General features: G+C 43.4%; 22 protein-coding genes. 4 read left to right on the top strand and 18 right to left on the bottom strand.

Annotation, left to right across the window (positions count from 1 at the left end):
- Positions 1-92: 92 nt before the first annotated feature.
- Positions 93-1,739, top strand: coding sequence for an alkaline phosphatase (locus tag BV455_RS17585; protein ID WP_218687483.1), 1,647 nt, complete (start codon positions 93-95; stop codon positions 1,737-1,739).
- Between the two features lie 47 nt (positions 1,740-1,786).
- Here the strand turns inward: BV455_RS17585 and BV455_RS17580 are convergent, their stop codons facing one another.
- From BV455_RS17580 to BV455_RS17535, 10 genes are all read right to left on the bottom strand, one after another.
- Positions 1,787-2,710, bottom strand: a complete 924-nt coding sequence (locus tag BV455_RS17580; protein ID WP_061579599.1) for an AEC family transporter — start codon at positions 2,708-2,710, stop codon at positions 1,787-1,789.
- Positions 2,711-2,721: 11 nt separating this feature from the next.
- Positions 2,722-3,420 carry a response regulator gene (locus BV455_RS17575; RefSeq protein WP_218688068.1) on the bottom strand — a complete coding sequence of 233 codons (699 nt, stop codon included), beginning with the start codon at positions 3,418-3,420 and terminating at the stop codon, positions 2,722-2,724.
- Positions 3,380-5,008, bottom strand: coding sequence for an ATP-binding protein (locus BV455_RS17570; RefSeq protein ID WP_218687482.1), 1,629 nt, complete (start codon positions 5,006-5,008; stop codon positions 3,380-3,382). Before BV455_RS17570 ends, BV455_RS17575 begins: the two co-directional genes overlap by 41 nt.
- Positions 5,009-5,072: 64 nt before the next feature.
- Positions 5,073-6,599 (bottom strand): tripartite tricarboxylate transporter permease, encoded by a 1,527-nt coding sequence (locus BV455_RS17565; RefSeq protein WP_218687481.1) that lies wholly within the window; start codon positions 6,597-6,599, stop codon positions 5,073-5,075.
- Between the two features lie 12 nt (positions 6,600-6,611).
- Complete coding sequence (locus BV455_RS17560; protein ID WP_061579603.1) at positions 6,612-7,067, bottom strand: tripartite tricarboxylate transporter TctB family protein; 456 nt, start codon at positions 7,065-7,067, stop codon at positions 6,612-6,614.
- Positions 7,068-7,121: 54 nt separating this feature from the next.
- Positions 7,122-8,138, bottom strand: a complete 1,017-nt coding sequence (locus BV455_RS17555) for a tripartite tricarboxylate transporter substrate binding protein (RefSeq protein ID WP_061579604.1) — start codon at positions 8,136-8,138, stop codon at positions 7,122-7,124.
- A gap of 160 nt (positions 8,139-8,298) precedes the next feature.
- The gene (locus BV455_RS17550; protein WP_218687480.1) at positions 8,299-9,447 is read right to left on the bottom strand and encodes a mannitol-1-phosphate 5-dehydrogenase; all 1,149 of its coding nucleotides are present in this window, start codon (positions 9,445-9,447) and stop codon (positions 8,299-8,301) included.
- Positions 9,448-9,449: 2 nt separating this feature from the next.
- Positions 9,450-9,881: a PTS mannitol transporter subunit IIA gene (locus tag BV455_RS17545; protein WP_375154099.1), complete on the bottom strand. Its 432-nt coding sequence runs from the start codon at positions 9,879-9,881 to the stop codon at positions 9,450-9,452.
- A 27-nt stretch (positions 9,882-9,908) separates the two neighbouring features.
- On the bottom strand, positions 9,909-11,984 hold the full coding sequence (locus tag BV455_RS17540; RefSeq protein WP_042410598.1) for a BglG family transcription antiterminator: 2,076 nt from the start codon (positions 11,982-11,984) through the stop codon (positions 9,909-9,911).
- 197 nt (positions 11,985-12,181) lie between these two features.
- Positions 12,182-13,600 (bottom strand): PTS mannitol transporter subunit IIBC, encoded by a 1,419-nt coding sequence (locus tag BV455_RS17535; RefSeq protein ID WP_042410600.1) that lies wholly within the window; start codon positions 13,598-13,600, stop codon positions 12,182-12,184.
- Between the two features lie 251 nt (positions 13,601-13,851).
- Between BV455_RS17535 and BV455_RS17530 the strand changes: the two genes are divergently transcribed.
- The gene (locus BV455_RS17530) at positions 13,852-14,256 is read left to right on the top strand and encodes a DUF1259 domain-containing protein (RefSeq protein WP_042410603.1); all 405 of its coding nucleotides are present in this window, start codon (positions 13,852-13,854) and stop codon (positions 14,254-14,256) included.
- Between the two features lie 131 nt (positions 14,257-14,387).
- Here BV455_RS17530 and BV455_RS20710 read toward each other — a convergent pair whose 3' ends face one another.
- The 8 genes from BV455_RS20710 to BV455_RS17495 all read right to left on the bottom strand — a co-directional run bounded on the left by BV455_RS20710 (position 14,388) and on the right by BV455_RS17495 (position 21,439).
- Complete coding sequence (locus BV455_RS20710; protein ID WP_017437317.1) at positions 14,388-14,519, bottom strand: hypothetical protein; 132 nt, start codon at positions 14,517-14,519, stop codon at positions 14,388-14,390.
- Between the two features lie 5 nt (positions 14,520-14,524).
- Positions 14,525-15,145 carry a malonate decarboxylase holo-ACP synthase gene (locus BV455_RS17525; RefSeq protein WP_042410605.1) on the bottom strand — a complete coding sequence of 207 codons (621 nt, stop codon included), beginning with the start codon at positions 15,143-15,145 and terminating at the stop codon, positions 14,525-14,527.
- Positions 15,136-16,830 carry a biotin-independent malonate decarboxylase subunit beta gene (gene mdcD, locus BV455_RS17520; RefSeq protein ID WP_042410607.1) on the bottom strand — a complete coding sequence of 565 codons (1,695 nt, stop codon included), beginning with the start codon at positions 16,828-16,830 and terminating at the stop codon, positions 15,136-15,138. The genes BV455_RS17525 and mdcD overlap by 10 nt, the downstream gene beginning before the upstream one ends.
- Positions 16,811-17,122, bottom strand: a complete 312-nt coding sequence (locus tag BV455_RS17515; RefSeq protein ID WP_042410611.1) for a malonate decarboxylase subunit delta — start codon at positions 17,120-17,122, stop codon at positions 16,811-16,813. Before BV455_RS17515 ends, mdcD begins: the two co-directional genes overlap by 20 nt.
- 25 nt (positions 17,123-17,147) lie before the next feature.
- A complete protein-coding gene (locus tag BV455_RS17510; protein WP_042410612.1) occupies positions 17,148-18,023 on the bottom strand; it encodes a triphosphoribosyl-dephospho-CoA synthase in 876 nt (291 codons plus the stop codon).
- A gap of 17 nt (positions 18,024-18,040) precedes the next feature.
- Positions 18,041-19,693 (bottom strand): malonate decarboxylase subunit alpha, encoded by a 1,653-nt coding sequence (gene mdcA, locus BV455_RS17505; RefSeq protein ID WP_042410614.1) that lies wholly within the window; start codon positions 19,691-19,693, stop codon positions 18,041-18,043.
- Between the two features lie 75 nt (positions 19,694-19,768).
- Positions 19,769-20,707, bottom strand: a complete 939-nt coding sequence (mdcH, locus tag BV455_RS17500; protein ID WP_042410615.1) for a malonate decarboxylase subunit epsilon — start codon at positions 20,705-20,707, stop codon at positions 19,769-19,771.
- A 78-nt stretch (positions 20,708-20,785) separates the two neighbouring features.
- On the bottom strand, positions 20,786-21,439 hold the full coding sequence (locus BV455_RS17495; RefSeq protein WP_017437310.1) for a GntR family transcriptional regulator: 654 nt from the start codon (positions 21,437-21,439) through the stop codon (positions 20,786-20,788).
- Between the two features lie 386 nt (positions 21,440-21,825).
- Between BV455_RS17495 and madL the strand changes: the two genes are divergently transcribed.
- A complete protein-coding gene (madL, locus tag BV455_RS17490) occupies positions 21,826-22,191 on the top strand; it encodes a malonate transporter subunit MadL (protein ID WP_042410617.1) in 366 nt (121 codons plus the stop codon).
- 28 nt (positions 22,192-22,219) lie between these two features.
- Positions 22,220-22,981: a malonate transporter subunit MadM gene (gene madM / locus BV455_RS17485; protein WP_017437308.1), complete on the top strand. Its 762-nt coding sequence runs from the start codon at positions 22,220-22,222 to the stop codon at positions 22,979-22,981.
- Positions 22,982-22,983: the final 2 nt, after the last annotated feature.

Raw genomic sequence — 22,983 nt, 5'->3', positions numbered from 1 at the left:
ATAAAATATTTGCCTTACTGCCAAACATTGTTAATAAATCGTTTTTATGACCATGATAAGAGTACATACTACTGTTGAAGGAGGTAGCAAACTTGAAAAACATTGGCCAAAAAATTGTAAGTTTTGCGTTAATCGGTTCCCTCGCAGCTGGATCTTTTGCCCTTGCTGCACGCGAGGAAGCAAAAAAAGAGGAAAAACAAGAGCCGATTAAAAATGTCATTATGATGGTAATGGATGGGACAAGCGCGGGAGCTACGACATTAACAAGATGGTACAAAGGCGAACCACTCGCTTTAGACGAAATGGCAAGCGGCGCTGTCCGTACGTACTCAGCGGAATCGGCAATTACCGACTCCGCTTCAGCGGCAACAGCGATGGCTACTGGATTCAAATCAAACGATAAGTATATCGGGATCCTCCCGAGTGTTGTCAATTCGCCTGGATTACAGCCGATTCCGAAAGAACAAGCGCTCAAGCCGGTAGCCAATGTACTCGAAGGAGCCGAATTAATGGGAAAAGCAACGGGAATTATCGCAACGGCGGCTATTCAACATGCGACACCAGCTGGTTTCTCCGCTCATGTTCCGCACCGAAGCTTGTTTCCGGATATCGCTGAACAGCAAGTATATCAAGACATCGAAGTCGTCCTAGGCGGAGGAAAGGATGCATTGCTTCCTGGAAGCAAAACAAACAACCGAAAAGACAACGAAAACATGCTAGAAGTCATTAAGAAAAAAGGATATGACGTCGTGGAAACGCGCGATGAGCTGCTTCGTTCCAAATCCGATAAAATTTGGGGAGCATTTGCCGATGACGCGCTTGCGCAAGACATGAACCGTCCATATATAAGACCAAACGAGCCGACGCTGGTAGAAATGACAAAAAAAGCGATCGATACGCTGTCAAAAGATAAAGATGGCTTTTTCCTTTTTGTCGAAGGGAGCCAAGTTGACTGGGCTGCCCATGCCAATGACCCTATCGGCATCATTAGCGAGGTGCTGGCGTTTGACAAGGCAGTGAAAGAAGCGCTTTCCTTTGCGAAAAAACGCAACGACACGCTTGTGATCGCTGTGGCTGACCACAGCAACAGCGGCATTACGATCGGCAACCGCAACACCGATCAAACATACCCTAAAACTCCAGTTTCCGCATATATTGGACCGCTGAAAAAAGCGAAAATGACGCTAGACGGCGCGATGAGCCAATTAAAGCCGGACAAATCAAACCTGGAAGAAGTCGCTCGTTTGTATGGATTAGATTTATTAACAGCCGAAGAGAAGCAAAGATTAAGCGAATCAACGGATCTTCGCAAAACATTCACGGAATTGCTGGCCGCGCGCGCTAATCTCGGATTTACTACAGGAGGACATACGGGCGAAGATGTATTTCTCTACACTTACGGTCCAAACCGTCCGATTGGCACATTTGAAAATACGGATTTAGCCCGCATCATGGCAAAAGCGATGGGCTTTGACTTAAAAGATTTAAATAAACGGTTATTTGTCAACGCCAAAAAAGAATTCGAAGCAATCGGGGCAACCGTAACGATTGACCAAACGGACGTACAAAATCCTGTCTTCATCGTAAAGAAAGGAAACACGGCGGCGAAACTTCCTGTGAACAAAAACTTGATGATCATCGGGAACAAAACATACGAGTTAGAAGGACTTGTCGTTTACAGCAGGGACCAGTTCTGGGTTCCAAAGCAAGCGATCAAGCTTTTTCAACAAATCCGATAACATTGCAAAAGGCGCGAAACAATCACTCGCGCCTTTCGTTATGATTTTTAGAATAAAATCTTGGAAAGATACACGATCATCGTTACCGTCACCGAACTAAGCAGCGTTGACACAAATACCGCCTGAGCGGCATAATCCGGATGGTGGCCGTATTCGAGTGCATAAAGCGCGGTGTTTCTCGAACAAGGATACGAACTTGCGATCAATAAAGCTTGAGCGGTCACTCCTTCAAGATGCAAGGCGAAAATAATCAAAGCGGCAACCGCTGGTGAAAGAAGGAGACGGCTAAACACACTCACATACAACAACGGCGGCAGCTGTTTCAGATTAATATAAGCCACTTGTGCTCCTAGCGTCAGTAAAGCAATGGCCAAAAATGCATTGGCGACATTTTGAAGAGGATTCCAAATAAACGATGGAACCGGAATGTGCAAAGACCGAAACAGCAATCCAAGAAGAAGTGCATAAAGAATCGGGTTTTTTAAAAATTCTGCCGTCACTTTCCCTTTCTTTTGACTAGCAGATAAAAAATTAAACACACCGTATGTATTCGTAAGGAAATTTTGAAAAATTGTGACGACAATTTGAATCGACAGCCCTAACGGCTGCTGGTGAAAGACAAGCTGGCTGACAGGGATGCCGAAATTGCCAGAATTGTTGAGGACAATCGTATTTTGGAACGTCGCCGCTAAACTGCGGTCCAGCTTCATTAATTTTGCCATGATCGTGCTAATGACAATTAACGCTCCATTTTGCAGCAGTAAAAACGCGAGTACGTCCAACAGAACATCACCGTTAATGTTACTTTCATAAATATTTGCAAACCCAACAGCCGGCAATAACACATAGACATTTAATTTGGACAAGGTATTCATATCAAAATGGAAAATACGATGCAAAAGCGCCCCAAGGCCGACAAGAAAAAATACTGGCAGTATCACATGGAGTAAAATAAGAAGAAAAATATCCACTTCCCCTCCTCCTATCTTTTTAGCTTATAAATTCGTTCCGGCCTTCCTACCGAACCGTATGAAATATCGGCCGTCACTTGGGAAATCGACACAAGATATTCTAAATAGCGTCGTGATGTTGTCCGGCTTGCGCCGATCCGTTTGCCTACTTCTTCCGCCGTAATGCCGTCTTTACACTGCTTTACCACCGCCAGCACCTTCTCTAATGTCAGCGGCTGGATGCCCTTCGGCAATGAGTCATCCGCATCGCTTGTAGTCTGTTCGCGGCGGATTAGCTGATCGATGTCCTCTTGTCCGATTAATTCTTTTCCTTTCATCAGTTCGTGCATTTTATGATAGTATTCTTTATATCTCACCAGCGTTTCGGTAAACCGGTCGAGCATAATGGGTTTGATAATGTAGTCAAACACCCCTCCATGCATCGCTTGCTTCAAGGTGTCAATTTCTCTTGCCGCAGTGATCATAATAATATCTATATTGGTAAAATGCGCACGAATCCATTTTAAAAATGCGAGTCCATTCATATCCGGAAAATATATATCGAGCAAGACTAAATCCGGCTGCAACACTTCCACCAGTTCTTTTCCTTCCTGCTCGTTAGTGGCGATTCCGATCACTTCATAGCCTTCCACCTTTTCGACAAAACGGCGGTTAATCTCGGCAATACGTTTATCGTCTTCGACAATGAGCACTTGAATATTGCGAGCCATCATCAACCCTCCGTTGTTTTGGAATGATGATCGTAAAGACAGTTCCTTTTCCCTGTTCCGATTGATAAGTAATATGACCGCCAAGCACCGTCAGCGATTTTTTCACCAAATCAAGGCCATAGCCGCGACGGGCGGCCGCTTTCGTCGAAAAACCACGTTCAAATATTTGATCGGCTATTTCCGCTTGAATGCCTGGTCCGTTATCTTCCACTTCAATAATTAAATCGTCGCCAAGATCAGTTAAAAATACGGTCACTCTCTTTTCTTCGCATCCGTTGTGCAATACCGCTTCCATTGCATTATCCACAATATTGCCGATAATCGTCAAAAGGTGATCGCGATCCAAATGCTTTGGAATATCTTTAAAACTGCTTTGCCGGTCAATATCAAACTGAATCTTTAATTCATTCGCGCGGTTAAATTTACCGATGAACAGCCCTCCGATAATAGGATCGGGAATTTCTTTCATCACGAAACGAACGATGTCCTGATGAAGATTGGTTTCTTTAGAAATGAGTTCTAGCGCCTCTTCATATGATTCCAACTGAATGAGTCCGGAAATGACATACAATTTGTTGGAAAACTCATGCGTTTGCGCCCGCAGCGCGTCAGCGTAGCTTTTTAGTTGGGAAAGCTCCTTCGTCAAACGATATAGTTCCGACTTATTGCGGAACGTCGATACGGCGCCGATCACCTTTCCTGCTTTATCCTTAATCGGAATGCGATTGGTAATCACTGTCTCTTCGCCTAATATCATCTCATCGTCATATTCCGCCGTTCCCGTTCGAATAACTTCGAGCAGTCGGGAATGGGGAATAATATGCAAAATATATTTCCCTAATACATCCTGCTCCTTTTCATATCCAAGCAAAGTCATCGCCGTTTTGTTGATCATTGTAATAATTCCTTCCTGATTCACGGCAATAATTCCTTCGCGAATCGCCTCTAAAATCGCCTGTTTCTCTTGATATAACAGTCCGATTTCTTTTGGCTCCAATCCGTGAATCGATTTTTTTACCGTTTTCGCGATCAGGATGGCTCCGCTGGCTCCCAAAAATAGTGCAAGGATGGAAAAGAAAAGGATTTTCACGTTATAAGACCAAACGATATCTTCAATATCCTCAAGCAGAAAGCCAACAGAAACAATGCCGATGACATTCCCTTTCTCATCGAAAATCGGCGCTTTTCCGCGTATCGCCGGACCGAGCGAACCGACCGCTTCCGAAATAATCGCTTTTCCCTCAAGCACCTCTTTATTATCTCCGCCCACCATCTTCTTTCCAATCCGGTCTGGAAGCGGATGTGCATAACGAATTCCTTGTCTATTTCCAACCACGACATACTCCGCGCCGGTTTTGCGGCGAATCATTTCTGCGAACGGCTGAATTTGTCGGTGCGGGTCCGGCTGCCTAAAAGCGTCCTTGACTAACGGCGTAGCAGCCACCGTTTCTGCTACGTTCAGCGCGCGCATTCCGATCTGTTCTTTTAGCGTGGCGGCAAACATGTGCTGAAACAAAAAGGAAAGAAAAACGATGACAAATAAAAGCAAGGAACAAATAATGATAATGAGCCGCGTTTGGAGCTTCATGCTATCTCCCCTTAATGGAAAATAGAGAAAGACTATCCGCCGAAAGGCAGTAGTCTTTCTCCCTTTACATATCTTCGCTGACAATGACCGATTTCCCTTTTAGTTTCATGACAAGTGGTACGACGATCCATAAAAACGCAATGATAAGCAAAACAAGCGAGATTGGCTTTTCGAAAAATACCATAAAGTCGCCGTTCGAAGCCGTAAGCGCTCTTCGCATGTTATTTTCAATCATCGGGCCAAGCACAAGTCCTAATACAAGCGGCGCCAGCGGAAAGTCATGTTCTGCCAGCAGATAGCCTAATACACCAAATGCGATTAATAAAAAGACATCAAACGTCGTCACCTGCACCGCGTAAACACCAAATACAGAAATCGCAATAATAAGCGGCAGCAAATATTTAGGCGGCGTTTCAATAATTTTTGCAAATATTTTGACGAGCGGCATGTTTAAAATCAGCAGCATCACATTGCCGATAAACATGCTGGCGATTAATCCCCATGCTACATCCGGGTGTTCATCAAAGAGCAGCGGACCGGGCTGGACGTTATACATAATTAACGCCCCCATTAAAATCGCGGTCGTTCCCGAACCGGGAATTCCAAGCGTCAACAGTGGAACCATCGCCCCTCCCGAAGCGGCATTATTCGCAGATTCCGGCGCCGCCACGCCAGCAATCGTTCCCTTTCCGAATTTTTCAGGCGTTTTGCTTATTTTCTTTTCCATGATATAGGAGAAAAACGAGGCGAGCGTTGCCCCCGCTCCCGGCAATACTCCGACGAAAAATCCGAGCAGCGAACCGCGCGCAATCGGACCCGCGCTTTCTTTCAGCTCCGCTTTCGACGGAAGAACACGGCCGATTTTTGCGACTTTTTCATCGTTTTTTTCCTGATGCAAAATTGCTTTGAATACCTCCCCTAACGCAAACAAGCCGACCGCAACCGTTAAAAATTCCAATCCCCCGTATAAAAAAGAAATGTTATACGTAAATCGCGCCACACCTGACACATTATCAAGACCAATCGTCGAAAGCAACAAGCCAAAAACGGTCATCATCCACGCTTTTGTCATCGAATTTCCTGCCAACCCGCTGACAGCGGCCAATCCTAGAAGCATTAGTGAAAAATATTCAGCCGGACCGAATTTCAACGCTACATTGGAAAGTGGCTCTGCCAATAGCACGAGGGCAATTAAAGAAACAATGCCAGCGACAAACGAACCGATTGCCGCAATTGCTAACGCTGATCCCGCTCTCCCTTGCTTTGCCATTTGATAACCGTCCAATGTGGTGACGACAGAGGAAGATTCTCCAGGTGTATTTAATAAAATGGATGTCGTCGAACCGCCGTACATCGCCCCGTAATAGACACCGGCAAGCAAAATAATCGAACTTGTTGCCGCTTGAGCTGGGTCAAGGCCGGACGTCATCGAAGCAGTTACGGGAATTAACAGCGCTACCCCGCTCATCGGGCCAATCCCTGGCAGCACTCCTACCGCCGTCCCAATGAGCACGCCAAGAAAAGCGAAAAGCAGATTGTGCGGCTGCAGTGCGGTTTGAAAGCCATCGATTAAAAATGTCAGTGCACTCATACTCTCCCCCCTTTATTGAAACCAAATCGGCCAACTCGGCAATGTTCCTTGCAACAGTTTAACGTATAACCCGTATACTCCTAACGAAAAGCAAGCGGCAATCACTACTGATTTCCACAAAGCTCCTTTTTCCATCGTTTGAAACCCGACGACAAGGAATAAAAAAGTCGTAATCACATAACCAATAGTTTCTAATAAGGCGGCATATAAAATGGCGGCAATCAAGATGATGAAAAACTTTTTATACTGCAATGGCTGCCTTTCTTTGCATGAATCCGCATATCGCATCGTTTCTAGCAACAATTTGATGCTTAATAGCGCAAGAACAAGCCCTAACAAAAACGGAAACACGTTCGGACCGACTGCACTTCCATAAGCGCTTTTCGAGATTCTTTGACTTTCCACCATAAACAAAGCTCCCACGGCTAAAAAGGCAATCGCGGCAACGCGGTCAAACGTTTTACTCACACACACACCCCCATTTTTTATTAAAGATGGGGAAGCGTTCTCTTCCCCGTTTGCTTATTTATGCATTCCAAGCGATTTCAACATATCGCTGATCTGCTGTTCCTGCTCTTGTAAAAATTTTGTGAATTCTTCTGAACCTCTATATTCTGCTTCCCATCCTTGCTTCTTTAGCTCCTCTTTCCATTTTTCATGCTCGGACAATTTTTTGAATGTATCTTCCCAAAACTTTTTCGCGTCCGCAGACATTTGTTTCGGCCCGAAGACGCCACGCCAAATCGTAAACTCCGCGTCAATGCCAAGCTCTTTCATCGTCGGCACGTCTTTTAAAGCACCGCCAAGACGTTCTGGCGCGGAAACGGCAAGCACCCGCACTTTTCCTGCTTTTACGTATTCCCCAACAGAGGAAGCATCCGTCGCAATCACATCCGCATTTCCCCCAAGAAGCGCGGCGATCGCTTCCCCGCCACCGTCATATGATACGTATTTCACCACTTTCGGATCAATGCCAGATTTGTAGATAGGAAGAATCGCGACTAAATGATCCATCGACCCTGGCGCAGATCCCCCAGCTACCGTTACCGACTTCGGATTTTGCTTAATCGCATCCAACAGTTGGGATAATGTTTGGAATTTCGAATCCGCCTTAACGACAATCGCGCCAAAATCCTTCGTCAACTGAGCAAGCGGTGTCGTATCTTTATAACCGAATGGACTGTTTCCCTCCGCTTTTAAGTTGTTAATAATGATCGGCGGGGAATTGACAAACAACTTATAATCATTGTTTTTATCCTGTGTTGCGTATTCCGCCATAAACACGGCCCCACCGCCGCCTGGTTTATTCTCCACCGTCATCGTTTGCTTCACTAAATTTGTTTCATCCAATACTTTCGTGATCGCCCTTGCTGTCAAATCCCAGCCTCCCCCAGCCCCGGAAGGAGCGACAAACACAATTGGCTTCGTCGGATAGTTGGATGGTTTGCTAGACTGTTTCGTCGTTGTAGTGCTTCCACAGGCAGCTAACACAAACATCATGATTCCCATTACAATCAAGCTCCACCACTTTTTCACCATTTTCTGATCCCCCTTATTTTTGATAGCGTTTACATGTTTGAGAGTAATTATAGCAACAATTTTCTGAATGATAAGTTTTTGAAAATAAAATGAATTTTGTGCATTTTGTTCATAAAAAAACCTGCCTTGCCAAAACATTTTGGCAAGGCAGGTCATCCGTTTACTTTAAATGCTGCCATTGATCTTTTATTGCTATAACAAGAGGATGATCTTTTTCTAATTGTGAATATTGGTATAGAGCCCCTTCTACTCCTGTTTCTTGAATGGTTTTTTGCAATGCAACTGCTTCGTCATCGTTTTCATAGTCAAACAATAACAGTGCGGCAATTCCTTTGACTAAACCAAGAGGTACTTGTCCGAACAAGTCATAATATTGCGTAGCCGGTCCAACGAGACGATCATTCGCCCCAAGTTTGCGAATTGGAGAACGAGCAACCCGGACTACTTCATCGGAGATGGAAGGATTCAGGAAGCGTTGAATGATTTTTTGAATATAGGATTGATGTTCGTTTTCATTCCATCCATATTTCTTCACTAACACCGCACCTGATTCATGCAGCGCTTTTTCCACATCCGAGCGTATCTCTCCATCATTCATTGCTTCTTGTATCGTTTTCCATTTTTTATAGTATCCTAAATAGCTGGCAATCGCATGCCCGGTATTTACGGTAAAAAGCTTGCGCTCAATATAAGGCTTTAGATCATCAACAAAATGTGCTCCTTGAATCGGCGGAATGTCACCAATGATATTTTGTTTTTCGATCACCCATTCAAAAAACGGCTCGACCACAACGGAGAGAGGATCGTCGTGTTTTTGATTCGGAACGATACGGTCTACCGCACAATTCAGAAAACCGTAATACGTTTCGAATAACGGCTTATCTGTTTCGGAAATCTTTGCAAAAACATGGCTTTTTAACACATCACTTCCACCGATCATATTTTCACAAGCAATAATATGAAGCGGTGTTTTATTTATCGTTATTCTTTTTTGCAGCCCCTCCGTAAGAATCGTGGCGATAGCCGATAAAATATGCGGTCCGACCGCCGTTGTAATGAGATGGGCTTTTGTGATATAATCAATGACCTTTTCACGTTCCGTTTGACTGTTTACAGCGGAAACGTTGCGAATCAGCTGTTCTTGTCTATTTTCATCGGCAATGATGACCCGATACTCCTGTTTTTCCTTTAATAAACGGACCACTTCATCATTAATATCCACAAACATAACTTCATAGCCCGACTGGGAAAGCAAACTCCCGATAAACCCTCTGCCAATATTTCCTGCGCCAAAATGAACAGCTAGCATGTTTAATTCACCTCGTTTAACAGGCGAAGAATCTCTTCTTCTGTCGCCGCTTTAATCATCGCTTCTACATTTTCCTGTTCTGAACAAACGATGGCGATTTTCGAGAGGATTTCCAAATGTTCGTTATTTTTCCCAGCAATTCCAATCAATAGTTTTGCGATATTGCCATCCCCGAAATCAACGCCATCAGGAATTTGTACAATCGAAATACCAGAATGTTTGACAAACTGCTTCGCATCCTCTGTTCCATGTGGAATAGCAACAAAATTCCCCATATATGTGGATGTTAACGCTTCGCGTTCAAACATTTTGTCAATATAAGCATCTTCTACATAACCTTGATTCACTAAAATTTGTCCTGCTAAACGAATGGCTTCCGTTTTATTTTCTACTCGTGCATGTAATACAATGTTTTCTTTCTGTAAAATTGGCATTGACAATGTCATTCACTCCCTACATTGTTAAAGATAGTCGTAAAAAAACTTTTCTAAATGATAGCTCAAAAACGAATACACCTGTTCATGATCTCCGTTTGCAAATAATGCCATGCTATCTTCATCTTTAATGATCAACGAGCTGATGTGGCTTAAAACAGAAAGCGTTTCCTGACTAGGTGAATCGGGCGCTAACAGCAGTAAAATGGTATTCACAGCCATTGGCTGATCGTGCATTCCTTTAATGGTTTGGCATTCGGTTAGCCGATAAATCGTGAAAGACGGAAAAAGCACCGCTGAGCTTCGGGTATGGTACAAAGCGAGCGACGTCTCCGGTATTCCCAATCCTCCTAATGCTTCTCTCCGCAACAATTCTGTAAGGACTTTCTCCGAATCAAGAATGATTCCTTTTTTCCATAGCTGATGACACGCTTCTGCTAACGCTTCTTTGATGGAATGGCTATTGACCTGTTGTAACGCAAAACCTTCCAAAATTCGCAAAATGGTTTCGCTCATTTTTTGAATGGAAGCCATTTTCTTGATCACATCATGAGATTTTCCTGCCGCGTCGTCTACCTCTTCCTTGCGAGAAACCGCATTTCTGCTTTTTAAAAACTGTTTCATCGACATAATCTCTTCTTCCCGCAGCATTGGACTGACAACAAAATACGGTTTTGCCAATCCATCAATTGGGACGGTCGAAACGATCAAGTCATATGGCGTTACATCCGTGTTTCTCAATTCAAAAACAGAAATCTGTTCTATGTGTACAATATCGGGAATTTCTTTTTTTAATCTTGTTGCTAATATTTTTGCCGTCCCTAGTCCACTCGAACAGATCACTAACGCACGCAATCCTTTCTTTTTTCTTAATAACGCTGCCGCAAAGTGGAGAACTAAATAACCAATTTCTTCGTCTGGAACGGTTACATCCGGAAATACTTGTTTCACTCCTTCTTTTAATACCGCAAAAAGTTCCGGATAATCTTGGACAATTTTTTCTAAAAGCGGATTGGCAATCCCCATGTTATGCCGGATGCGATAAAGTGCTGGTTTTAAATGAACGACCAAATCTTCGTATAACGTATAATCGTTTGTAATATCTACATGTAGTTCAGCGCCGACAAAACGAATTAACTCTTGCGCTTTGATGCCTACTTCAAAACTTGCCTCTTCTAGCATATAACCTTGGCGGTCGCGAAGTTTCGCACCCATTAAATGCATGGTAATATAACCGATTTCCTCTTTTGGAATCGTGATGCGAAAAGCATGTTCTAACGATCGCGCAATTTTTTCCGCGGTTTTATATTCTTTTGTTGTTTGAATCGTTTCTAAATATTGCTGATCAAAATTAATCGATTCCCCTTGGCTGATCCGCTCTATTGCTAAGGCAAGGTGAACCACTAGTGCAATATGTGAACTGTCGGCAATCGTAAAAGGAAGCTCCTTCTTGATCCGTTCAATTTGTTGTTCAATGATGGCCAATTTTTTTCTATCGACTAGTCCAAGAAGTTTTTCTGTGACCGTATTCCATGTATCGATAGATTTTTTTTGAATAGACTTTTTCATTAACGAAAGAAACTCATGTTCATCCACATGACGAAATAGCAGCTCGCTCATCATTCTCCGCTTTGCGGACTCGGATCCAGCAATTTCTACCCCATATCCTCGTTTTCGGATTAGGGATAGCCCGTATTTTTCTATCATCTGATGGATTTTATCTAAATCATGGCTAATGGTTGCGACAGTAACGTTGAGGTCATTGGCCAGCGATAAAAGCTTGACAGGCTCTGTTGCTTCCAGCAAAGCAATCAGAATGATCAGCTGTCGTTCCTCTGGTGTATATTCCTTATTGGACAAATGAAATAGATGAAGCGCTAGCTCTTTTTTCTTTTCTTCTTCCCCAACAATCCGAATGCCGACCCCTGCTTTTTTGACCAGCCGCAAGCGGTAATCCTTTAAAATAGGTTCGATCCCTTTTAAATCCCGGTGGATGGTACGGTTGCTGACGTCTAACCGCTCGGCAAGTTCTCCTACCGTCATTCCTTCGTCATTAGACAACAAAATATCGAGTATTTTTCGCTCTCGCGCAGATATATACACGGCCCCTTCACCTCCCCGCCTTGCGCAACCAATTGTTGACATGATTTAGAATAATAAATCATCTGTTCAATAAAAATTTTAGGTCCCCGTCCCTTTTATTACAATAATTAGATATTGCTTTTTCGTCCCTTTTATTGTTGCCATCTTTTAATAAAATGCATTCTTGCGAAAAGAAAAAGGTAAGCAAACGCCTACCTTTATTTCTTTAACATTTCGATGAGCTCATCATATTTTGGACTGCTCAAGAAATTTTCCACTGATACATGGAAAGCGTTTGGCAATTTTTCTTTTGCGCGATCCGTCAAATTTTTATGGGTGATGACGATATCCGCATCTGGCGGAAGCTGGTTAATCGCCGTATTCGTTACTTCAATGTCTAGCCCTGCTTTTTGCACTTTATTCCGCAAAATAGAAGCTCCCATCGCACTCGAACCCATTCCTGCATCGCAGGCGAATACAATCTTTTTGACTTTGGCTGGAACTACTTCTTCTTCATTTTTCAACACCGCAACAACATCGCTCTTTTTCCCTTTTAATTGTTGCATTTTTTCAGTCGCCTTTGTTATATCTTCTTCTTCGTTATTTTTCGCCGATTTTAAGAAAATCGATGCGACGAAGAATGACACTGCCGTTGCGACCAATACGCCCGCCAAAACCCCAAGATAATTACCTTTTGGCGTCATTGCTAATAGGGCAAAAATACTTCCTGGGGATGGAACGGCCACAAGACCAGCATCGAAAATGGTAAATGTTAATACCCCGCTCACTCCGCCAGCGATTGCCGCGAGAATTAAAATCGGTCTCATTAAAACATATGGGAAGTAAATTTCATGAATTCCCCCTAAGAAATGAATGATGATTGCTCCTGGCGCGGATTGCTTTGCCATTCCTTTTCCAAATAACCAATATGCTAACAAAATACCAAGGCCCGGGCCAGGATTTGGTTCAAGCAGGAATAAAATCGATTTTCCTGTTTTTGCTGCTTGCTCAATGCCAAGCGGGCTTAAAATTCCATGGTTAATAGCGTTGTTGAGGAACAACACTTTTCCTGGTTCAATAAAAATATTTGCCAATGGCAATAAGTGCAAATCAACAATTTTTTCTACGCCTGCTGCTAACGTTTTGCTAATGGCCGAAACGACTGGGCCAATCCCTTTAAATGCAACTAATGTTAACAGCCCGCCGATAATTCCGGCGGAAAAATTATTGACAAGCATTTCAAAGCCTTGTTTCACTTTGCCTTGAATCAGCTGGTCAAACTTTTTGATCAGGTAACCACCGAGTGGTCCCATGATCATAGCTCCTAGAAACATCGGAATTTCCGAACCGACAATGACTCCCATTGTCGCTGTGGCACCGACAACGCCGCCGCGAACATCATAAATCATTTTTCCGCCCGTATATCCAATTAGTAACGGCAATAAATACGTAATCATTGGGCTAACAAGCTTCGCAAATGTTTCATTTGGCAGCCATCCTGTCGGGATAAATAGTGCCGTAATAATTCCCCACGCAATAAATGCCCCAATATTCGGCATAATCATTCCGCTTAAATAACTACCAAAACGCTGAATCTTTACCCGAAAGCCAGACTGATTTTCTGTTGTATGAGTCATGCTGCATTCCTCCTTTTGCTTCTCTACCTTTATACTAAAGCGCTTACAGGCATTAATTCAACGATAAGTAAATATCATTTTGTCCGACACATTATTGTCATTTTTTAATAATAGGCGTTTTTGGTTCGACTTTTTTCAACAACTTATAAATTCCACTTTTGTCATAGACCCTTGTCTCATTCATAAATAATCTAAAATCATACAAATATAAACAGGGATACTAAAAATTTTTGTCGAAAGAGGGATGATTTATGAGCCGGGAATCGATAAAAGACTTATGTCGGGAATTTGCAAGAATCCTTGGCGGAACTGGAAGTGTTACGAATGGAGTATGTCTTGTGCAGAAATTTAGAAATATTCCATTTACCATACTTGGAAGAAGAACAAATTCACCGCTAGTAAACCCCCAATTTTTTTCCTTTGAAAATTTAGACTTCCAAGGAAATGCTTTAAATCTAGGTGAAACAGTACTGCTTCAAGAAGAGGTTAACCCGTTGTTAACAGAATTAAGAAAAAGAAACATTATTGTAACAGCACTCCATAACCACTGGTTGTTTGAACAGCCAAGAGCAATGTATATGCATTTTGAATCCATCGAACCACCACTGGAATTTGCCAGAAAAATTCGAGAAGCATTCAGAGTATTAAAATACTAAAAGGTAACATTGCAATTTAGCAAAGCCTAATAATAAAATAGATCCGCAACAATTCAACTGCTAAATACTGCCGTACAACAAAAAAGGACTGAGTCTGGTTGATTCAGTCCTTTCTGCATGTCGGCAGTCACTTAGGAAACCGAAACAAGATATTCTAAATAGCGCTTTTGATACCGTCCGGTTTGCGCCAATAAGTATTCCTTTTTCGCATACATAAAATAATGAGAAAAGCAGTGTTGTGAAACCACACTGCCTTTCCCCACCGTTCCTACCTGTATGGATGAGAAATGAGTTTAGGACCACATACGGATTTTAGTAAAATGAGCTGACTTCCTTGTGAATATTCTAATAATGAAACAGCACCAGCCGGGATTTCTAGCTGTACGTCCATTCTTATCGGTATGCGCGTTAATTCCGCCACGAGTTGTCTAGCTGTTTCGATGGAAGGAAAATGCGGAAGACGTACTACAATATCCAAATCGCTCGTATCCTTCGCAGTTGGTATACCGCTAACAAGCTCAAATCCTACACTTCCTACAGGCCCCCAAACTAGGCCATAAAATTGAAAAATTTCATATATATCATCCAGCGCCCGTAATACCGGAAGCTGGTAGTATCGTGAACTTTGTTGCCATTGTTTTTGCGTAACGAGTTGCTCTGGTGTGATGACCTCAGTGACCGCATCCTGAGGCAGGAAAGCAGCAAACCGTTCATGACGCTGCTGACCGCGTATTCCTATAGGGATATGTCCTTTTTCCATTGGGGCACGGCGAACAACGACATAAGGTGCTTGTGTTAATGCCACTTTCACCCATTCAGGTTCTTGGGCATCCGTTATGAGATAGGAATATCCTTTTATTCTTATTAAATCGTGAGGATTTACTTCCATTGTTCCGCCAACTTCTTTCGTACAAGAATCGAAGCTTCTCTGCCTTTCTGCGCTTGCTTAGATGCAAGACGGTTGCGTAAGTCGCGAGGGGAAGAACGAGCAGTTTGAATGGCTTCTATCAGCCTATTACATACTTTATCTATGTCTTGCACCTGAGGAATATCTGCGTTTACTCCATCAATGAGTTCATGCAATGCCCCTAACGTTGCAAAAGAACGAACGTCATAAGCCATGGCAGGTATTTTCTTTGTAGCTTCCTCCAGTTCCTCGATGGTGCGGCGGGTAATTCTTGCAGCCGATTTTTTAGACATTACATGTATATTAACATGATCATCATTAAGAGCAAGAATGCAATTCGCCTGCAAACCATGCGCCAAAAAAGCTCCAGATATCGCATTTCCGACAATGAGCGCAATCACAGGATGTCCTGCCAGTCGTGCCGTCGCATACGCATCGACTGCCGCTGCGCACGCTTGGTGAAGGCCGAACAACTCTTCATGATATCCGTATGCCTGACTTGGTACGTCCACAATAGCCACGATAGCTCTCTTCTTGCCATGTTGATCTGCCTCTATCACTTCACGGACGTATTTTGCGATAGTCCACCCTTCTTCGATGCCGACTTCTCCATGACGAACTCGATAAAATCGGTGATGACGATTTGGAACAACCGCAATATAACGAACTTCTTCCTTCCCTAGCATCGCATCGGCACATAATACAGACGGGACTTCTTTATTTATTTTCAATGCATGCGCCAAGGCGTAAAACCACGTTCTTCCCCGGCTTTCGACTTCATCATCCTTATTCATTCCGGTTTGCAGTGAATTTGGGGAATGCACACCTTTTCCAGCTATATGTTGTTGCCAAAGCTCGCGGAATTTGTTAGGTGTTATTGGTTGCGAAAGATCGATAGAGGCAAAAAATGAACGATACACATCGACTTGCGAGCTCCGTGGGCTTCCTACGGTTTCTTTTCTAAAAATGCGATGAATTGCCTCTTTTATAGCAGAAATATCATCATCTACAAGCTCATCGACAAATCCGGCGGCAAAGCGCTGCGCGCCGCCAATCGTATTCCAAATCAACCGACGGTCGCTAGAATCAAATTCTTCGATCCCCGCCTCTTGCTCAATCACCTCAGGTCCATTCAGACCAATTCGGCCTTCCCGCGTCATAATGAGGGAACTGCATAATCCTGCAGCAATGGACATTCCGCCGAAGCATCCGATTTTTCCAGGGATGACGCCGACAACAGGCACATATTGCCGTAACGCGACAATCGCTGCCCCAATTTCGGCAATCGCAAGCAATCCGTAGTTCGCTTCCTGAAGACGCACTCCACCTGTATCAAATACGATGACCGGCCGGGTACGAATACCGTTTTCCTGATCGCGAAGAGCTAGCTCTAAAGCACCGGCTATCTTTGCGCCGGATACTTCCCCGATGCCTCCCCCTTGAAAATTTCCTTCAATCGAAATAACCACCGCCGGTTCCCCTTCAATTTCCCCACGTGCTACGATAACACCATCATCACTTTGTGGAACAATTCCTTGTGGCACTAGATGAGGAGATTCGAGGCCGTCAAAAGGTCCGACAATTTCGCGAAACGTTCCCTGATCAAGGATAGCCTTCGCACGGTTTCGTGCATTCAACTCCACGAAACTATCTTTTAAGAATAGCATTATCTTGACTCACCTCCAATGCTTGTGCCAATCTCATCGTCACCACTCCCGGAGTAGCGCCAAAATCGTTAATTTTAACCGTAGCAGCGACATCATGAACAGTAAAAAAACGTTCTAGGACTTTTGCCCATGTTTTACCAAATCCTTTTACGCTCGTCCGTACTGTAACCTTCGTGCGTGCTTCTGCGGATGGCTCCATTAAAATTTCTAAATCTCCCGAACCAACGACCCCTACGTGTGCGCGGCGAGGCAACGTTTTTGTTGCTGGATATTCGAAAAATAATGTTTCCATCTAATCCCCCTCCATCCATGTTTGTTTACATCGTCATCGTTACGCACTTGTTTGATTGATTAGCTGTTTCTTGATATAGACGATCAAGAAATAATGCTGCTGCCAGCAAATCGGCACTTCCGCCCGGCGAGGCATTGCGCGTCAATAGTTCCTGATCGAGCTGAAGAAGTCCATTCCATCCCTCTGAAGTGGACACACCGCCAACCGAAATAATGGCTTTTGCGAGCTTCTTAGCGGTTATTAACGCTTCCATTCCACCGCGATGTAGTATACATGTATCATCTAGATAAGCAATTAATGAAATAAGGGCATCAATTCTTGCTAACGTCTCTGGAATGTTATTTTGTCGTGCTTTGTGTAAAGTCGGGAGTGCAATATGAATGACATGGGGAAATCCGTGCTGCGCCTCCCCTCTTGCCCCGGGAACTCCATATCTCTGCTGTACTTTCAATCCGTTTGACATCTGTTGCGGAGCATAGCGGTCTGGATAGGAAGCAATCCGTCCGGCAGTAGAGGCGATTTCTTTGGAAGGTGTTCCCGGCTTATGCATCGCAGCACTTGCTACTAACAACCCAAGCGCCCAAATCGCTCCTTTATGTGTATTAATTCCCCCAGTCGTTTCAAACATCACCTTTTCCCCACAACGGCCAATTTTCGCGATTTCTTCCCGTAACTGTTGGCTAGGTTCCCGTTGAAAAGCAATATAAGCAATATTAGCAAACGTTGTTTGCAGCGCTTGGGCAGAACGAATCATCATCTCTAATGTTAAATCCGTATGAGCTCCAGAGTTTTGTTGATCCACAAGCCCCGGCTTCGGAGTAAGCTCCGCTTCCTCAATAAGAGCAGCAACCGCTAATTGAGACAAATAATGGCTGCATTGTATAGCGTCATTCCAAATCACTTATTCTACTCCCCCTCTTACCAGCTGCGAAATCTAGCCGGCGGTTCATACAATCCCTCTGACCATTCAACCAGTTCTTCAATGCTTTTTGCTGCTAATAAAGAACGTTTGGCATCGGTACGGCGTATGCCTAAATCCTCCGGAAACGCCACCAATCCATCCCTTCGCAACTGCTCAGTTCTTTTTGGATCATGTTCTAGCCCAATCGGTGTGACTCCGGCGATTGCCGCAATGGCCTGACGGCGTTCTTCTAAACTATTCGCCTTATACAAATATGCGATTCCTTCTTCAGTGACAACATGGGTCACATCATCCCCATATATCATAATTGGCGCTGTCGCCAAATTCGCCTTTTTCCCTACTTCAATCGCATCTAAAGACTCAACAAATACCGGTCGATTTCCTTTTTGAAACGTTTCTACTATCTGCACGACTAATTTTTTTCCTTTCGCGATCGGATGATCGGACGTTATCATATCTAGCCATGCAGGAGTGGAATGGCGCCGTCCACGAGGATCATGCCCCATGTTTGGTGCCCCGCCGAATCCTGCCAGTCTTCCAATCGTTACTGTTGAAGAATTCCCATCCCTATCCATCTGTAGAGTAGAACCGATAAAAAGATCGACAGCATACTGTCCAGCTACTTGGGATAATGCCCGGTTTGAACGTAAACTCCCATCTTTTCCAGTAAAGAACACATCGGGACGTGCCGCAATATACTTTTCCATTCCTACTTCTCCTCCAAAACAATGAATGCTTTCTACCCATCCTGTTTCAATAGCTGGTATAAGGGTAGGATGCGGATTCAATGCCCAATGTCTGCAAATTTTCCCCTTCAATCCTAATGATTCTCCGTACGTTGGAAGCAATAACTCAATCGCCGCAGTATTAAATCCGATTCCATGGTTGAGAGATTGGATGTTATGACGTTCATATATCCCTCTAATCGTCATCATCGCCATAAGAATCTGGATTTCTGTAATAAGGCGAGGATCTCTTGTAAAAAGAGGTTCTAATTCATAAGGCTGGTCAGCAATAACGATAAAATCAATCCAAGAGCCAGGTATATCTACCCGTGGCAATTCATCTGCCAGTTCATTTACTTGGGCTATAACGATTCCGTCCCGGAATGCCGTAGCTTCAACAAGCGTTGGAGTTTCCTCTGTATTAGGTCCTGTATACAAATTGCCCGATCGGTCTGCTTTATCCGCCGCCACTAGTGCAACAGACGGAGTCAAATCAATAAATAACCGCCCATATAGCTCAAGATAGGTATGGATTTCCCCTATAATAAGCTTTCCGTCTTCCAGCATTTGTGACATGCGAAGACTTTGCGGGCCGGCATAAGAAAAATCAATTTTTCTAGCGATTCCTTTTTCAAATATATCTAAATGCTCTGGTCGCGATACACTGGACATAATCATATGTAATCCGTTCACTTTCTCAGGGTTAACTTTGGATAATGCCTTGGATAGAAACGAAGCTTGTTTTTGATTATTTCCTTCTAACACAACACGATCCCCTGGAGCAATAACCGCTTCTAATGCCTCTACAATTTTATCTGTTGGTATAATTTTTCCGTTCACGACTCGCTCCAATTTTGCCATTCGCTTTGCCTTCGCATCGCGACGCGTTGTCCATGAACGTTTAGACCGGTGTATTCTATTCATCGTTCATTCTCCCCTTTTCCTCGATATACATTTTCGCTAACGATGAAATAAGCGTTGATAGTGAAAAAGTTGCTGCTAGCAATTACTGTTTTCTTTCATGCGTTGTGCAACAACACAAACCGTTCTTATCCCGCTATCCGCCACTGAGATAGAGCGTCTGCATGGAAAAGCCTGTTGAGCAAGGTTTGTCAACACGTTTTTTGGCGGCATTTCAATAAATAACTGTGCTCCTAATTCGAACAGCACACATATGGCTTCATGCCAACGTACGGGATGGGAAACACTGAGTGCCAAATCTTCCTTAATGGCTTCCGGGTCGCGTAGCGGACGAGCAGTTCGATTTGCTGCATAAGGAATCTGCGGAGGTTGAAAAGGAATCATTTCCATCGCATTCCTTAATTGCGATGATACAGATTTCATTAATACACAATGGGAAGGAACACGAACGTTTAAAAATTCAGCCTTGCTTGCTCCTTCCTCCCGGGCCAGTGCTAAAATTTTTTCAATTCCGCGTATCGATCCTGAAATCGTAATTTGTTTTGGCGAGTTTAAATTAGCGATATATACAGGATTTTCATTAGTAAAATGGTTTGCAATGAGGCGAGCTAACTGCCGCTCCTCTATGCCAACAACGACTCCCATGCCGTAACCGTGCGGATAAGCGCTTTCCATCAGCTCTCCGCGTAGCTTTACTAGCGATATCGCATCGCGAAACGTTAAGGCATTAGCCGTTACGGCAGCGCCAAACGCCCCGACCGAATGACCGGCTACCATGTCCGGCCGTACTCCTTCCGCTTGTAATGCTCTAGCGACTGCTACGCCAGCAACTAACAGCGCTACTTGAACAGCAACCGTAGATTGTAACGCCTTCGCTGAATCCCATCGTAAAATATCGTCCTTGAGTACTTTGCTTGCCTCGTGCAGTGTTTTCTCAATGACTGGATGTTGGGGAAGATGATGAAGCATGTTGGGTTGCTGTGATCCTTGACCGGGAAATAAAAATGCGATACTCATAACCATCTCCCACTTTTCTCTATAATTGTAGTCGTCAGTCGACTAAAAGAAGCCCTTTTCATTTCATCACATCCGACCTTATATCTTTTTCAGGCGTTTTTTAATGCTTACAATTACATCATGGTTATGCCTCGCTAATACATTAGCTGCTTCTGATAAGTTTCCCTTTTGTAAAAGATCGACTATCATTATATGTTCGGTTAACGATTTTTCAATATTTCCTTCATTGGCAAACGATAAGCTTTGTATTCGTAAAAGCGGAGGCGCCAAGCGGGAGTACATACTGCGAATAATATTGCTTTTGCTCATTTCGATTAGGCACATATGGAACGAATAATTCAGCTCCGTATACCTTTTTACTTCTCTTACATGATGCATTTCATGTAAGATTTGTTCCATTTCTTCCATAACTGATGAGTCGATACCGTGCTTCATAATCCGTTTCATAGCTAGTGATTCAAGCAGTATGCGAATTTCTAGTAAATCGTATATTTCCTCCTCTGTATACCCCTTTACCACTGTCCCTTTTCTTGGAATTCGTTCTACGAGCCCTTCGATTGTAAGCAAATAAAAGGCTTCCCGCACCGGCGCTCTACTCGTCCCGTACTCTGCAGCATAGTCATTTTCGATTAATTTTTGTCCGGGCTTTAATTCTCCTGTTATAATTTGCTCGGCAATATGTTCGGCAATTAAGTTAGATAGAGCGTTTTTACTGAAATCTATGCTAGCCATGCAGATTTCCTCCTTTGTCGACTGTCGATTCCCTTTATATGAAAAGTTTATTTTTTTATTTTTTTAATATTACATAAAAAAATTTAGTAATTTTTATTTGTTGTTCTATGTATATTAGGAATACAGTCGACTGTAGATAAGCGACAATCCACCATATTTGAAAACGCTTACCAATAAATTCAAGGTGTAAAGGAGGGAAAGAAAAACTTGCTGTTCATGCCATATGTCTTGCTGTAGAATAAGGTGATAAAAGCATTCTCCTGCGTATGAACCACTCCTCCCCAGCAAACATCCACCAATCATGATGAATAATGATCATGCATCTATACCAGATATCTTCATTTAGTTATTCCAATATCATAATGAAAAGGAGAGAAGGGATAAAATTGGTCATTTATGGGGTTTCTTTATTATCGATCTGTATGTTAGTCGGCGTATTTTTAGGGGATTTATTAGGAAAAGTGCTTGGTGTAAAAGCAAATGTCGGCGGTGTCGGTATCGCTATGTTGATGTTAGTACTGATAGTAGATTACTTAAAAAAGAAGAATAAATTAAATTCGCAATCACAACAAGGATTAAGCTTTTGGGGAGCGATGTATATCCCAATCGTCGTCGCAATGGCTTCCCAGCAAAATGTAGCCGCTGCAGTAAAAGGGGGGCCTGTGGCCTTACTGGCTGGGATAGCCGCAACCGTAGCTAGCTGTGCGCTTGTCCCAGTCGTTGGCAAAATAGGGAAAAAATCGCTGAATTGATTTTACACGACGATGAGGAGGCATAAATATGATAGATACACTTATTGCCGTATTTCAAAATAATGGGCTTATTGTCTCATTTGCCTTAGTCGGAATTATCATGTATATATCCTATCAAATTTCCGACAAACTAACGAAAGGGCGGCTTCATGGGTCAGCCATTGCCATCATGTTTGGATTACTTCTTGCCTATCTAGGTGGAATTCATACAGGCGGAGAAAAAGGGCTTGCCGATATTCAATTGTTTTCCGGTATCGGCTTAATGGGAGGAGGGATGCTTCGGGATTTTGCTATCGTTGCTACCGCCTTCGGAGCCAGCTTTGAGGAAATTAAAAGAGCGGGAGCAAGCGGGGTTATTTCGTTATTTCTCGGTGTCATTGTATCGTTTTTTGTCGGAGTCATAATAGCGGTATTATTCGGATATACGGATGCGGTTAGTTTGACAACCATAGGAGCAGGGGCAGTCACTTATATTGTGGGTCCTGTAACAGGAGCCGCGGTCGGCGCAAGTTCCGAGGTGATAGCTCTATCGATTGCAGCAGGAGTAGTAAAATCAGTTTTAGTAATGATTGGGACCCCGTTTGTGGCAAAGTATATCGGTCTTAATAACCCTCGAACCGCTCTTGTGTTTGGAGGATTAATGGGAACGACGAGCGGCGTAGCCGGTGGATTAGCTGCCACTGATCCGAAGCTCGTACCTTACGGAGCAATGACTGCAACATTCTATACCGGATTAGGCTGCCTTTTATGTCCATCGGTATTATTTTTGATAATTAAATCTATATTTTAGAA

The sequence above is a fragment of the Parageobacillus caldoxylosilyticus genome (genome assembly GCF_019272935.1).
Classification (GTDB): domain Bacteria; phylum Bacillota; class Bacilli; order Bacillales; family Anoxybacillaceae; genus Saccharococcus; species Saccharococcus caldoxylosilyticus.
This window is presented reverse-complemented; position numbering and strand designations above follow the sequence as displayed.